The organism is Nostoc sp. FACHB-888 (genome assembly GCF_014696655.1).
In the GTDB taxonomy this organism is placed as follows: Bacteria; Cyanobacteriota; Cyanobacteriia; order Cyanobacteriales; family Nostocaceae; genus Nostoc.
Window position 1 is genome coordinate 152090 of the sequence record NZ_JACJQM010000006.1, and the last position, 13605, is coordinate 165694.

Consider the following 13605-nt stretch of genomic DNA (forward strand, 5'->3'; position numbering starts at 1 on the left):
TAGGATTATGTCGTTTAATTATCCAAAAATTTGGATATTAGTAGTAAAGTTTTTAAAAACTTTTCTTCAATCCAGGTCGCTGGGTTTTGTCTGTGTAGCCGCGAATTCTATTCGCCCGGATATTACATTAAACCTGCGGAGGTGGGTTTTGTCTATGTAGACGCGAATTCTATTCGCCCGAATATTACGCCAGTGTTTCCAGAGAGAAAGAGAAATGACTACAGCACAACAACAAGAAAAGATAGTTCAACAAGCACGTACTGTAGCAGAGTTAGTGGACTATATCCAAGCTCTCACTATTGAAATTCAAGAATTGTATTGTTTAGATGAGATACCTTGGGTGGTGGGCTATTCGGGCGGCAAAGATAGTACTGCTACCTTACAGCTTATCTGGAATGCGATCGCAGCACTACCAGTTGAAAAGCGAAAAAAGACTATTCATGTTATTACAACTGACACACTAGTAGAAAACCCTGTAGTCTCTGTTTGGGTACGCAAATCCTTAGAAAGGATGAAAGTTGCTGCTCAAGAACAGAAAATGCCCATTGAGCCACATTTATTACACCCAGAAATCAAAGAGACATTCTGGGTAAGCTTGATTGGTAAAGGTTATCCAACGCCACGAGGAAAATTTCGTTGGTGTACAGACCGTCTAAAAATTCATCCTTCTAACCACTTTATCCGTGATGTGGTTAGAGTAAATGGGGAAGTTATTCTTGTTTTAGGTACGCGTAAGGCTGAAAGTATCAAACGTGCTATCTCAATGGAAAAACATCAAGCAGGTAGCTTAAAAGATCGTCTCCTTTCTGATTCAAGTTCACCGACATCTCTGCTTTACCATAGTGCAAGCTTACCTAATTCTTTGATTTATAGCCCTATTGAAGATTGGCGTACTGATGAAGTTTGGATTTACTTAAATCAATGGCAAAATCCTTGGGGATATAGCAACAAAGATTTGTTCACTATGTATCGAGGTGCTACAGCAGATAATGAATGTCCACTAGTTGTTGATACTTCGACTGCTAGCTGTGGTGATTCTCGATTTGGCTGCTGGGTTTGCACAATTGTTAGTAAAGATAAATCAATGGAGGCAATGATTCAAAATGATGAAGAAAAAGAATGGATGCAGCCTCTATTAGATATTCGCAATGAATTAGATAATAGAGATGACCGCGATAAAAGAGACTTCCGTCGCATCTGGGGAGAAGTCCAACTTTTTGAACGTCATGTAGATGGTGAAACCTCTATTGAACCAATTCACGGCCCCTATACTAAATATTGGCGGGAACATTGGCTCAGACGATTATTAGAAGCGCAAACAAAAACCCGTCGCACAGCGCCAGAAAATATGCGCGATATCACACTAATTACTCTAGAAGAAATGAGCGAAATTCGCCGCATTTGGCTAGAAGACAAACACGAATTTGATGATAGCTTACCCCGGATTTATCAAGAAGTGACAGGCGAAGAATTTCAAGATCCCCGTCCTGGTGCAGACTATAGTCTACTAGGTCGTGATGAATGGATAGTATTAGAAGAAATCTGTGAAGGTGATGCGATGCACTTGGAACTCATGGCGAAATTGTTAGACACAGAACGCCAGTATCGCAAAAAGACTCGTCGCGTGGGAATATACGAAACCCTAGAAAAATGTTTTAATACGAGTTCCCGTTCTCCAGAAGATGCGATTAAGAATGCTCGTTTGAAACGCGAATTAAGCGAAGCAGTTAGTCAAGGTGACGTTGCAAAAGTCAAGCAGATGACTTTAGGCGATGTTCCAGCAATCAATGAAGTAGATGAAGCTGAAAGTGATGAGCAGGTAACTTGGGCAAGTATGAAATTTAAAAAGGAAAATTCAGAAGAATAATAGAATACCGGGCGAATACCGAGAATACCGGGCGAATGGAATTCGCGGCTACACAGACGAAACCCACCTTTCCTTCGGAACGCCAAGGGCGAACGTGGGTTGAAGAAAATGAGAGCAAGTTTTACACAATTGTATGTGCATTATGTTTGGTCAACCTGGGATAGATTGCCTATAATTACGCCTGATATTCAAAAGGAAGTTTACGGGGCAATTATTCGGGAATCTGAAGAGTTAAAGTGTACCGTAATTGCGATTGGTGGTATTGACGATCATGTCCATCTGCTAACGGGTTTTCCGCCAACCATCAGTATCTCTGAATTGGTTAAACAAATTAAGGGAAGTTCTTCCCATTTCATCACTCACGAAATAAAACCGGGCGAATTTTTCAAGTGGCAAGGTAGCTATGGAGCTTTTACAGTTAGTCACGATGCCATTGATAATATAGCCAATTACATCAGAAACTAAGCTGCCCACCACAGCCAAAAATCAATCATTCCCACCTGGGAACTAACTCCCAAATAAACCAAAAATTATATACGGATTTAGTCCACGAAGGTGGACTTTGACTGTGTAACCGCGAATTCCATTCGCCCGGGATCTGATAAACTTTGCCTGCATAACCGCGACTCGCATTCACCCGGTACCTGATAAACTTCACCTGCATAACCGCGAATTCCATTCGCCCAGTATTCCTTCACCCAATATTTAATAATCTTAAAAATCAATGATATTTCTTGAACTCGTTCTACAAAACTTTGGCCCTTACAGTGGTAAACAGGTAATTAATCTTAACCCAAAAATTGATGAGGAAACCTCACACCCAATCATCCTATTAGGTGGGATGAATGGCGGCGGAAAAACCACCCTTATGGATGCCATTCGTCTCGCCCTTTATGGCGCTCGCGCCCAATGTTCTACCCGTGGTAATTTAAGTTATAGTGATTTTCTCAATCAATGCGTTAACAACAAAATAGATCCAGTTGTAGACACCCGAATTGAATTACTTTTTGAACATATTGAAAATGATAAGCCAATAAAATACCGTGTTGTCCGTAGCTGGACAAAAAATCCTAAAGATGGTAAGGATACATTAGGTATTTTAGGTGATAGTGATACATGGCCTGATGCTTTAGTTAATATCTGGGATGAATATATTGAAAATCTTCTGCCATTAGGTATTTCTAACTTATTTCTCTTTGATGGTGAACAGGTTAAAGAACTCGCAGAACAAGAAACACCACCACCAGTTGTAGTAGATGCAATACGCGGACTTTTAGGGCTAGAGTTAGCAGACCGTTTAGCTGTTGATTTAGATATTTTAGTTAACCGTAAACTTAAAGAAATTGGTAATAGTAAGGATTTAGCAAACCTAGAGGAAATTGAAACTAGGTTAACCCAACAGCAAGAAGATTATCAAACAACAGAAGAGAAAGTAGAAGTTCTCAAAAATCAGGTAGAAGAATTAGAACAAAAGCAGCAAGAAGCCTTTGATAAATTCATTTCTGAAGGTGGGAAGATTGCAGCCGAACGCAATCAACTAGAACTACAACAGGATATAAAAACTGCGGAAATTGAACAAGTACGTCAGTCAATGTGTGAATTGGCGGCTGATGTTTTACCTCTTGCATTAATTCCCAATTTGCTCAATCAAGCGCAGACACAAGGAGAAAAGGAATTTCGCCATCAACAGGTACAAATCTCTAAGGATTTGTTACTTGAACGAGATCAGCGTTTACTCGCTTGGCTAAATCAAGTAGAAATTTCTCCGATACAAGTTGAAAAAATACAATCATTTTTAATCCAAGATGTAGATAGTTTATATGCAAAGACTATCCACACAGAAGCACCTTGGTTATTAGCTGATGATGAAACTTTAAGTCAACTAGATAATTTTATATATCACTTACAAAATTCTAAACTTTCTGCAAAAGATAAATTAGCTATTCTCAGAAGTAAAGAAGAAGAAATTCATACTCTAGAAAGGCAAGTGCAAACAGCAGCAGCACCAGAAGATTATACAAAGCTGCGTCAAGCGCTAGAAACGGCACAAAATCAAGTCGTTGAAGCTAAAGCAAATTACGAAACAATCCGCCGCCGTTTAGCTGAATTAGAAACTATTATTGCCAAGTCAAAAAGAGAATTAAGTGATTATACTGTAGAAAATATTAAACATAAAAATAGCGAACATATTATTACGTCAGCAGCAAAAGTTCAAAATACACTCAAGATTTTTCGTGAAAAATTAACTCTGCGAAAACTCAATAAATTAGAGGAGGAAGTTAAAAACTGCTTCCTTTATCTCCTCCATAAATCAGACTTAGTGCATCGCATCACTATTGATACTAAGACTTTTAGCCTTTTGCTTTACGATTTAAATGGTAAACCTGTCCCGAAACATCGCCTCTCGGCTGGCGAAAAACAACTACTTGCGATCGCATTCCTCTGGGGTTTAGCCAAAGTCTCTGGACACCGCCTACCAGTAGCAATCGATACGCCATTAGGTAGACTAGACTCCTCTCACCGCAGCAACTTAGTTGAACGTTATTTTCCATCCGCCAGCCATCAAGTGATTTTGTTATCTACGGATACTGAAATTGGCAAGAAAGAAGTGGAAACACTGCGAGAAAATGAAGCGATCGCCCGCGAATACCTGCTCAAATACGACTCCTCTACCCGCCAAACAACAGTGGTAGAAAATCAATATTTTTGGTAGTAGATATCGTCTAAAAAAGATATTTACAATATATATCACGGCCTTTGGAAAGTAGAGAAGCAATTATGAACTCACCTCATGTATTAAAAATGGAGAATGAACTACGTGTTCTGTCATTAGAAGAATTAGAATGGTTATTAGAACGGATCGCAAAACAAGTGCAAGAAAGAAAGCAAATAGTAAATAAATTTACTGATGTTAAATATATGAATGAACAACTAGTTGCAATGGCTATCGATTTAGATATACAAACAGAACTCATCTCTATTAATAATGAATTTAAGCTTACAGAAATGGATGGTTTGGAAAAACTGTGAGCATCGAGAGAGGACAAATTTATTTTGTCAATCTTAATCCAGTGCTGGGTCGAGAACAGGCAGGAACAAGGCCAGTTTTAGTTTTATCTATAGATGCTATAAATCAATCACCTTTAGTTGTGACTGTAATTGTCGGTACGAAAGGAACAAATATTAAGCGTGATTATCCAACTAATATCCGAGTCTCGCCAGGTGACAGTGGATTGCTTATAGAAAGAGTGTTCTTATGTTTTCAAATTCGTTCTTTAGATCCAAATCGCTTTCCTGCTGATCCATCTGGCAAGATTTTTGACTCCAAAATGCTTGAAGTAGAAACTGCGGTTCGCTACTGTTTAGGTTTATGACCGAAAACTACTTTAATTTTTATTTAGAAAGATTATGGAATCCCCAATCGAAAGAATCAAACTATCCCAAACAGCTAAAGACCAACTTACCAAACTTAAGCGCAGCACCAAAATCGACCAATGGAATATTTTATGTCGTTGGGCGTTTTGTCGTTCCCTTGCAGAAGCAACCGCACCCTCCCCTGTCCCAATCCCCCAAGATAGCAACGTCGAAATGAGTTGGCGCGTCTTTGGTGGTGAAATGTCCGATATTCTCCTCCTCGCCCTTAAGCAACGCTGTCACAATGACGGCTATGCCACGGACAAAGAAACTCTCGCCACCCAATTCCGCTTACATTTGCATCGCGGTATTGGCTACTTAGCAGGCGATCCAAATATCAAGAAAATTGAAGATTTAATTGAACTAGCGGTTAAAAATTGAAAGGATATTAGTTAACTGTTAACTGTTCACTGTTAACTGACAATTAATATTATGCCTGAAGCGCTAGAAATTGAGCGTCATAGAGCTGCGATCGCTCGCCCCGACATCTCTCGCCCTGTACGATTGGCTATAGAAGGGTCAATCCTCAATCAAGACACCACCTTTTTTGACTACGGTTGCGGCTACGGTGGTGATGTCCAACGAGTAAAAAACTTAGGCTACACCAGTGCAGGTTGGGACCCTTACTACTATCCTGATGTACCACGCACCCCCGCCGATGTGGTTAACCTGGGTTATGTCCTCAACGTCATTGAAAACTCAGAAGAACGCCGTCAAAGCCTTCGCCAAGCCTGGGAACTCACTGGGAAAGTTTTAATTGTCGCGGCTCAAATACTCATTAACGCTCCCAGCAAAACCCAACTTGCTTACAATGATGGCATTGTGACGCGCCGCAATACTTTTCAGAAATATTACGAACAACAAGAACTCAAAACTTATATTGATGAAGTTTTAAATGTAGATGCAGTACCGATCGCATTAGGGGTTTACTTTGTTTTTCGAGACGAAGCTGAAAAAGAAAGTTACAAAGCTATCCGCTTCTTTTCTACCACATCTACACCGCGAGTCCGCATCCCTACAAAGCGGTTTGAAGACTATCAAGAACAGCTGCAACCACTCATGGCTTTCTTTACCAAGCGCGGTAGACTACCTGTAAAAGGTGAATTGGAAAATGAACAGGAATTACTGAGCGAATTTGGTAACTTTCGCCGCGCCTTTGGTGTAGTTTTGCAAGCTACTGATGAAGCTGAATGGGATGCGATCGCTTACCGTCGTTCTCTCGATATCCAAGTTTATCTTGCCCTCACCCACTTTGATAAACGTCCTGCATGGCAAAAGTTAGCCCCAGAAATGCGTCACGATATCAAAGCCTTTTTCAGCAGCTATGAAGAAGCTTGTCAAGTAGCCGATCAAAAACTTTTTAGCTTGGGTAAACCTGGGGTAATTCAAACTGCTTGCGAAAAAAGCAAAATTGGTAAACATACGCGCGGTGCGCTTTACGTCCATGTTTCGGCATTAGCAGCCCTTGATCCGTTGCTGCGAATTTGTGAAGGCTGTGCTAGCCGCACCATTGGGCGTGTAGACGGAGCAACATTGATCAAATATCACACTGATAAGCCGCAAATATCCTATCTGTTTTACCCCGAATTCGACACTGATCCCCACCCAGCTTTAAAAGCCAGCATTGGTATTGATTTAAAAACCCTATTCGTCACTCACCGAGACTACGAAAATAGGGCAAATCCGCCAATTTTGCACCGTAAAGAAACATTTGTTACCAGCAACTACCCACGCTACAAAGAATTTGCTAAACTCACCCAACAAGAACAGGAATTAGGGCTGCTTAACCAAAAAAGCGACATTGGTACGCGTGAAGGGTGGGAAAAATGCCTCGCTGCACACAAAGTAGAAATCAAGGGACATCAGGTTTATCCAATTCAAGAAAGTTAATAAAACGCTGACGCTATAAGGTTATCCTGAATTTGTATTTAACCCAAGTAAATCTTGGTAGTTTCTCATGTTTACGGAAAATCACATAGCAGCTATGGCAAGTTTCAATCTTTGATAGAAATTAATCGGAACTGCTGCCACTCCGATAATCCAAACCCTTATAGGTAGTAGTGAGATGATATACTTTTCGATTTCCTCGTTGTATTTTATTGATATTTCCTCAAAAGAGGCAAAAATTTGAAAGTATGAGGAAAATTAAATCGCTACTGGGAGTTTTCGGTAGCCGCAAGATGGCGGCTTTATTATTTTTAGGTTTTTCATCGGGTTTACCATTATTGTTAATCGGTAATACCTTAAAGGCTTGGATGACCGAGGAGAAGGTAGATTTAGCCGCTATTGGTTGGTTTAGCCTTGCGAGTTTGCCTTATTCTTTGAAGTTTTTGTGGGCACCCTTGGTGGACAGGTTCACTTTGCCAGTTTTGGGGCGACGACGGGGTTGGTTAATCTTGACGCAGATTGCTTTGATCGTAGCGATCGCAGTCATAGCTTTTCAACAACCCAAACAAGCATTACAGTTACTAGCCATCAACGCCATAGTCATTGCTTTTATCAGTGCAACTCAAGATATCGCTGCTGATGCCTACCGTACCGACGTTTTAGAAAAACTAGAAATGGGGGCTGGTGCAGCAGTTTTTATCTTAGGTTATCGAATTGCCCTATTAGCCGCAGGTGCTTTAGCCTTGATACTTGCTGACAAACTGCCTTGGTCATCGGTTTACTTGTTTATGGCAGGGACGATGGTAATAGGTATTTTTGCCACGTTGTTTGCACCAGAACCCAAGGAAATTAGCCCTCCAGCAACTCTCGCTGATGCTGTAATCTTGCCCTTCCGAGAATTTTTTCAGCGTCAAGGGATTATCAAAGCTATTCTAATGCTTGCATTCATTACCCTATATAAGCTAGGTGATGCTTTGTTGAGTAATATGACCACGCCTTTTTTGCTGCAAACAGGTTTTACCAAAACCGATATTGGGGCAATTCAAGTGGGGATGGGGTTAATTGCTACGATTATCGGCGCTTTAGCAGGTGGTTCAATTTTGAGTGCTATTGGCATCAATCGATCACTTTGGGTTTTTGGTATTCTACAAGCAGTAAGTAATTTAGCTTACTTTTTTCTAGCGTACATCGGTCAAAACTACCAAGCTATGGTACTTGCCATCAACGTAGAACAATTTTGTGGTGGATTGGGGACAGCAGCCTTTGTTGCCTTTTTGATGAGTCTTTGTAACCAGAGGTTTTCCGCAACCCAATATGCTTTGTTATCCAGCTTAATGGCTGTCAGCCGCGATATTCTGGCGGCCCCTGGAGGTGCGATCGCCCAAAGCACGGGTTGGCCAGTATTTTTCTTAATTACCATCGCCGCCGCTGTGCCAGGACTACTCCTATTACCAGTATTTGCCCCCTGGAACCCTCAGCCAGTGGCAGTATCCAGACCAGGACTTGAGGACGAAGAAGAGGATATATGGGGAATCAAGTAGTTATTGCTGTCGGCACATTTATCCTCTTACTCACCGGTTTATTACTTGGCTATGTTCTCTCACAATTAGTTCTGGGATTTCTAGCATTTAACCTCCTAACTTTTTTTGGAACACTCAGCCTAATTTTAATTTTTGGGACACTTTATTACGTTTTATTTTGGCAGTTACGAAGAGATCAGTCCCGACCATCAACTATAAATCAAGGGATACCAGACCAGGTAGACGATGGTGTATCTGATAGCTATCTCAAAAACAGGCTGATCGCTAAGTTATCCGGTGACACTGCCGAAGCTGAACGGTTAATTGAACAGGCAAAAGAAACTTATCCTGGACTGCCAGAGAATTGGTATTGCCAGAAAGTGCTAGATGAGTTGGAGCACGATCAATAGTACTGTGAGAGTAGGGGACACGGAATGAGGAGGAGCAGGGAGCAAATAGGAAAGAGGTAATTTTAATTCTCCCCCTTGCTCCATGACCGAACAATTCGCAGTGACGCTCCTTCGTCGCTAACGCAATTGCGGATGTAATTGATAATTGATTCATCCTTCAAGGTCATTGCCCCTAATTTTAATTATGAAAAGAAACAAAACACGTAGTATAAATATTTAAGCCCCCGCCTTCATGTGTGGGGTATTATTAATTGCGAATTACGAATTGGAAATTGCGAATTGCTTTGACCCATACCCAATGCCCAATACTTCTCTGCGAGAGGCTGCGCCAACGGGGCTTTGCGAAAATCGAGCGAAGTTGAGATTCGGACAGATCGGTACTTCGGCTCCACTCAGTACAAGTCAGTACAAGTGCCCAATGCCCGATTCCCTTGCACAGAAAATTGTTAAAATGAATCAAGAATACTTCACAAATATTCAGCTAAATTTTCATAAAAGTTCGTAGCTTTTTTTGCAATTAAAATATGGCTATTTTTCGTCAATACCTCGCCCCACTGTTTGCAGTATTAATATTTTTCTTTGCCCTAGTGGCAGTTAGCGCCCGCATCTTTTTACCCTCTGATATGGCAGCACCCGCACCAATTGAAGAGGTGGGGGTAAGTTTTCAACCTACTCCAATTGATTTACCACTAGCAGTACATAACGCGAGTTAGCTAAGTCAATAAACATCAGCAGTGTCTGAGCAACTACTACCTGGGTATATTATTCGCCGTGGCTCCACTTCGGATGGAGCGTTGCTGCTTAAATTCATGCAGCGAACTTACCAGGATCTCTTTCCCAATGAGAATTTTTCTCACCTAGAACAGACAGTTAAGCAATACTTCTCTAGCGATACGCCCTTGTGGTGGGTAGAAGAGGAGGGGGAGCAGGGAGCAGGGAGCAGGGAGAAGGAGCAAATTCCTCTCATCTCTACCCTTCCTACTGCCCCTTTGCCTCCTCCCTATGCGCCATTCCCAATGCCCAATGCCCATCCCCCGATAGCGTGTCTCTGGGTGGGCAATGCCATAGATCAAGTGCATGGTAACCGTCATGCTCACATCTTTATCCTCTACGTTGTACCAGAACATCGGCGACTGGGTATTGGTAAAGCCTTGATGCGATATGTGGAAAGTTGGGCTATTGAAAGAGGCGATCGCCAGATTGGACTGCAAGTGTTTCAATCAAACAAACCTGCATTAAATCTTTATAATCAGTTAGGTTATCAAACCCAATCCCTGTGGATGGTAAAATTCCTAAGTGCAGAAAAATAAACTATAGGATAGCAGTAACATACTTTAACGTCTGAGTTATGGCGTTTCTCGTTGAGTTTTGTCTCAACGAGGCGAAAGGAAAGTGTATAATGACGCAACTAATACTACTTATAAAGCTTTAACTTATTGGCGCGGGGGATTATGTATTGATCCCGAAAAGGGATTGAGATGAAATTATGTATGACGAAGACGATCTAAGCCTACTCGATATTGAGGAGGAGCTAGAAAGCCCCTTAGATAAAATAGAGCCGCTAACTGACGAATCAGTTGTGGCAAAACCAGATCCAGAAGTGATGCTGGCCCTGCTGGACAATCCCGAGCCCCAGCAAAGAATGTTAGCGGCGCGTGCTTTTTGTGATATAGAAGATGCGCGTGCTACCCCCCATCTGATTCGCTTGTTAACTGATACCTGTCCCTTAGTGCGGGTGAGTGCAGCCTATGGCCTCGGACGCAATCCCAGTTCAGAAGCAGTGAGTCCATTAATTGCTCAATTAAACAGTGATTGGAATGGCTATGTGCGTAAAGGCGTTGTTTGGGCTTTAGGAAACTGTCACGATCGCCGTACTTTACCGCCCCTAGCAGACGCCTTAAAAACTGACATTTCGGCAGTGCGTTTGTGGGCTGCTAGCGCCTTAGCACAGATGGCAGAAGTAGGTTATGAAGCAGTTATAAGGGCAATACCACCATTAATTGAAGCCTTAGTTAAAGATCCAGTCGCAGCAGTGAGAAGTAACAGTGCTTGGGCAATTGGTCAACTGTGCCGCGAACTGCCTTCTAATGTAGTTTATGCGACAGCGATCGATGCTCTAATTCAAGCCTTTGCCGAAGATGAAGATTTAGGAGTCCGGGCAGACGCTAAAGCCTCACTGTTAGGAGTGGGTGATCCGCGTGGCTTGCAGCTGATTGAAACTCTGGAACAAGAAGGGTGGTTTTGAGTTAGGCATTGGGCATTGGGTATTAATCACTCGATTCCCAACTCCTAACTTTGCACTCACTAACCTTCAGCTACAGGTTTGACCAAATTTAAATCATAAGGACGTTCTGTATCATCTTCGCCCAAATATTCACCATTTTGAATTTCTAGAATAACTAGGGGAATATGTCCAGGATTTTCTACTTTATGTAGTGTTGCTGCGGGGACATAAGTTGATTCGTTTCGATTCAGCAATATTTCTTCTTCTCCACATGTCACCTTCGCGACACCGGAAACTACAACCCAATGTTCATTGCGGTGATAATGAATTTGTGGTTTAATTCCGTGCCTGGGCTTGATTTCAACACGGCTAATTCTATAAGTATCTCCCTCCTCAATCACCTCCACCTCACCCCAGTATCGTGTGCCTGAATGTGAAGGCAATTCGTTGACATTTGACTGAGTATTATTTTCATTGGGAGTCATAATCAATTTCTCAACCAGATGAGTATTAATATTTTTCTGTAATTTACCGTAAACGGGATAAACCTGGATAGGCAGATGTAGTCACAACTGCTCTAAATTTCCTCTAGGGAATCATTCATCCCCCCGTATATTGAATCCGGTAAATCCGATTATTAGCTTCTTCTGTTAGTAGTAGACTACCATCTGGCAGCACGAGTAAACCTACAGGTCGTCCCCAAGTGGTTGGTACAGAAGGATTTAGTAAAAAGCCTGTGAGAAAGTCTTCATAATAGCCAAGCGATCGCCCTTTTGCATTGAAGGGAACAAATACAATTTTATAACCAGTACCGCGATCGCGATTCCAAGAACCACGAAAAGCAGCAAAAGCACCGTTCCGGTATTTTTCTGGAAACGTTTTACCATCATAAAACTGCAAACCCAATGCTGCTGAGTGCGCTTGGAACAGCACATCTGGAGTTTGGGTACGGGCTGCTAAGTCGGGGCGTTTACTTTTGTCATCCGTCTTTTGACGAGGATCGAGGTTCTTTGGTGTTAAGTAAGCATAGGGCCAACCGTAAAATGCCCCTTGTTTAACGCGTGTCAGATAGTCTGGAACCAAGTCATCACCGATTCCATCGCGTTCGTTAATAGTGGCGTAAAGTTCCTTAGTTACAGGATGAAAGTCCAAACCAACAGGATTACGCAAGCCGGAAGCGAAAGTTCGCTGCTGGGAACCATCTAAATTCATCACCTGTACTGAAGCCCGTGGTAGGGGTTCTTCATCCACATTTGTTCCTGAACCAACTGAAACATATAATTTATTGCCATCGGGCGAGACAACGACATTGCGTGTCCAATGGTTGTTATAACCTTGAGAAGGTAACTCGGCAATTTTTTTTCCCTTACCTGTAATTTTATTTTGACCTTTTGTATAGGGAAAACGCACTACAGCATCTGTGTTTCCTAGAAAAAAGGAATTATCTGCAAAAGTCATACCAAAGGGCTTATTGAGTGCGTTGTCCCTACTAGCAAAGGTTTCTCGAACGTCGGCTACGCCGTCACTGTTACTGTCACGTAACAGACGAATGTGGTTTTGCCCGGTTTCAGTCACCAGAACATCACCACTGGGGGTTAAAGCTAGCCAGCGTGGGGAATCTAAACCTTCTGCAAATACGTTAACTCTAAAGCCTGCTGGTACACGCAGCGCTGGATTTTGCGGAATGGGCACAACTTCAGGACGCTTAGAAGCGCTTTCTGTTGCGAAGGGTGCTGGTAAATTTTTCAGATTGATGCGGATGGGCTTAGGTGAAAGTGCTTCAGTTCGGACAATATTTTTTGGCTGTGTGGAATTCTGTGTCAGTTGGGCAGAAGGTACGGATATTTGTGGTGTTAAATTATCTGAAGAAGCGCGAGTCTGGTTACAGGCTGTTGCCAAGGTTAGTAAAAATACTGGCAGCAAGAAACGCGCATAGACTTTCATGGGGATAGATATTATGACACAATTTTCTTACCTTAGACTTGAGCTTTAATCAATGTCACCCGTCTAAAGTCCTATTTTTATTATTTAGCCAATACTATAGCAATCCGAATTAAAACTTGAAAAAATACGGAGATTAAAAGTACGTATTTATAGGCTATTTAGCGATTTTGTCTCTCACAAATAATTTAGGATTGCTATTAGACCTCTTGCAGAATTGATTTTGTGTTATAATGATTGGTTTTCTTAATCTGAATGGGGTGAGATAACTAAAAAGATTGATGCCTGGGGTATTTATAGCGATAGTTGTAATCGCGGAACGTCTGACAGAAAAAACATCAC

General features: G+C 41.8%; 14 protein-coding genes. 12 read left to right on the plus strand and 2 right to left on the minus strand.

All coding sequences use genetic code 11. The features are described 5' to 3' along the window. The first annotated feature begins 214 nt into the window (after positions 1-214). The 12 genes from dndC to H6G26_RS06380 all read left to right on the plus strand — a co-directional run bounded on the left by dndC (position 215) and on the right by H6G26_RS06380 (position 11343). On the plus strand, positions 215-1867 hold the full coding sequence (gene dndC, locus H6G26_RS06325; protein ID WP_190728429.1) for a DNA phosphorothioation system sulfurtransferase DndC: 1653 nt from the start codon (positions 215-217) through the stop codon (positions 1865-1867). A gap of 108 nt (positions 1868-1975) precedes the next feature. After that, positions 1976-2332 (plus strand): IS200/IS605 family transposase, encoded by a 357-nt coding sequence (tnpA, locus tag H6G26_RS06330; protein WP_190728430.1) that lies wholly within the window; start codon positions 1976-1978, stop codon positions 2330-2332. Positions 2333-2591: 259 nt separating this feature from the next. Continuing rightward, positions 2592-4580, plus strand: coding sequence for a DNA sulfur modification protein DndD (dndD, locus tag H6G26_RS06335; RefSeq protein WP_190728431.1), 1989 nt, complete (start codon positions 2592-2594; stop codon positions 4578-4580). 65 nt (positions 4581-4645) lie between these two features. Beyond that, the gene (locus H6G26_RS06340) at positions 4646-4897 is read left to right on the plus strand and encodes a hypothetical protein (protein ID WP_190728432.1); all 252 of its coding nucleotides are present in this window, start codon (positions 4646-4648) and stop codon (positions 4895-4897) included. Beyond that, the gene (locus H6G26_RS06345; protein ID WP_190728433.1) at positions 4894-5241 is read left to right on the plus strand and encodes a type II toxin-antitoxin system PemK/MazF family toxin; all 348 of its coding nucleotides are present in this window, start codon (positions 4894-4896) and stop codon (positions 5239-5241) included. The genes H6G26_RS06340 and H6G26_RS06345 overlap by 4 nt, the downstream gene beginning before the upstream one ends. Before the next feature lie 34 nt (positions 5242-5275). Beyond that, positions 5276-5662: a DNA sulfur modification protein DndE gene (dndE, locus tag H6G26_RS06350; protein ID WP_190728434.1), complete on the plus strand. Its 387-nt coding sequence runs from the start codon at positions 5276-5278 to the stop codon at positions 5660-5662. A gap of 51 nt (positions 5663-5713) precedes the next feature. Continuing rightward, the gene (locus H6G26_RS06355) at positions 5714-7171 is read left to right on the plus strand and encodes a DNA phosphorothioation-associated putative methyltransferase (RefSeq protein WP_190728435.1); all 1458 of its coding nucleotides are present in this window, start codon (positions 5714-5716) and stop codon (positions 7169-7171) included. Positions 7172-7416: 245 nt separating this feature from the next. Beyond that, positions 7417-8709, plus strand: coding sequence for an AmpG family muropeptide MFS transporter (locus H6G26_RS06360; protein WP_190728436.1), 1293 nt, complete (start codon positions 7417-7419; stop codon positions 8707-8709). Then, complete coding sequence (locus H6G26_RS06365) at positions 8694-9098, plus strand: ABC transporter permease (RefSeq protein WP_190728437.1); 405 nt, start codon at positions 8694-8696, stop codon at positions 9096-9098. Before H6G26_RS06360 ends, H6G26_RS06365 begins: the two co-directional genes overlap by 16 nt. 524 nt (positions 9099-9622) lie before the next feature. Continuing rightward, positions 9623-9811, plus strand: a complete 189-nt coding sequence (locus H6G26_RS06370; protein WP_190728438.1) for a hypothetical protein — start codon at positions 9623-9625, stop codon at positions 9809-9811. 21 nt (positions 9812-9832) lie between these two features. After that, positions 9833-10408, plus strand: a complete 576-nt coding sequence (locus tag H6G26_RS06375; protein WP_347242435.1) for a GNAT family N-acetyltransferase — start codon at positions 9833-9835, stop codon at positions 10406-10408. A 176-nt stretch (positions 10409-10584) separates the two neighbouring features. After that, positions 10585-11343 carry a HEAT repeat domain-containing protein gene (locus H6G26_RS06380; RefSeq protein ID WP_190728439.1) on the plus strand — a complete coding sequence of 253 codons (759 nt, stop codon included), beginning with the start codon at positions 10585-10587 and terminating at the stop codon, positions 11341-11343. Between the two features lie 59 nt (positions 11344-11402). Here the strand turns inward: H6G26_RS06380 and H6G26_RS06385 are convergent, their stop codons facing one another. Together H6G26_RS06385 and H6G26_RS06390 are read right to left on the minus strand one after the other, a co-directional pair. Continuing rightward, the gene (locus tag H6G26_RS06385; RefSeq protein ID WP_190728440.1) at positions 11403-11807 is read right to left on the minus strand and encodes a phosphomannose isomerase type II C-terminal cupin domain; all 405 of its coding nucleotides are present in this window, start codon (positions 11805-11807) and stop codon (positions 11403-11405) included. 115 nt (positions 11808-11922) lie between these two features. Further along, positions 11923-13266 (minus strand): sorbosone dehydrogenase family protein, encoded by a 1344-nt coding sequence (locus H6G26_RS06390; protein WP_190728441.1) that lies wholly within the window; start codon positions 13264-13266, stop codon positions 11923-11925. Positions 13267-13605 lie beyond the last annotated feature (339 nt).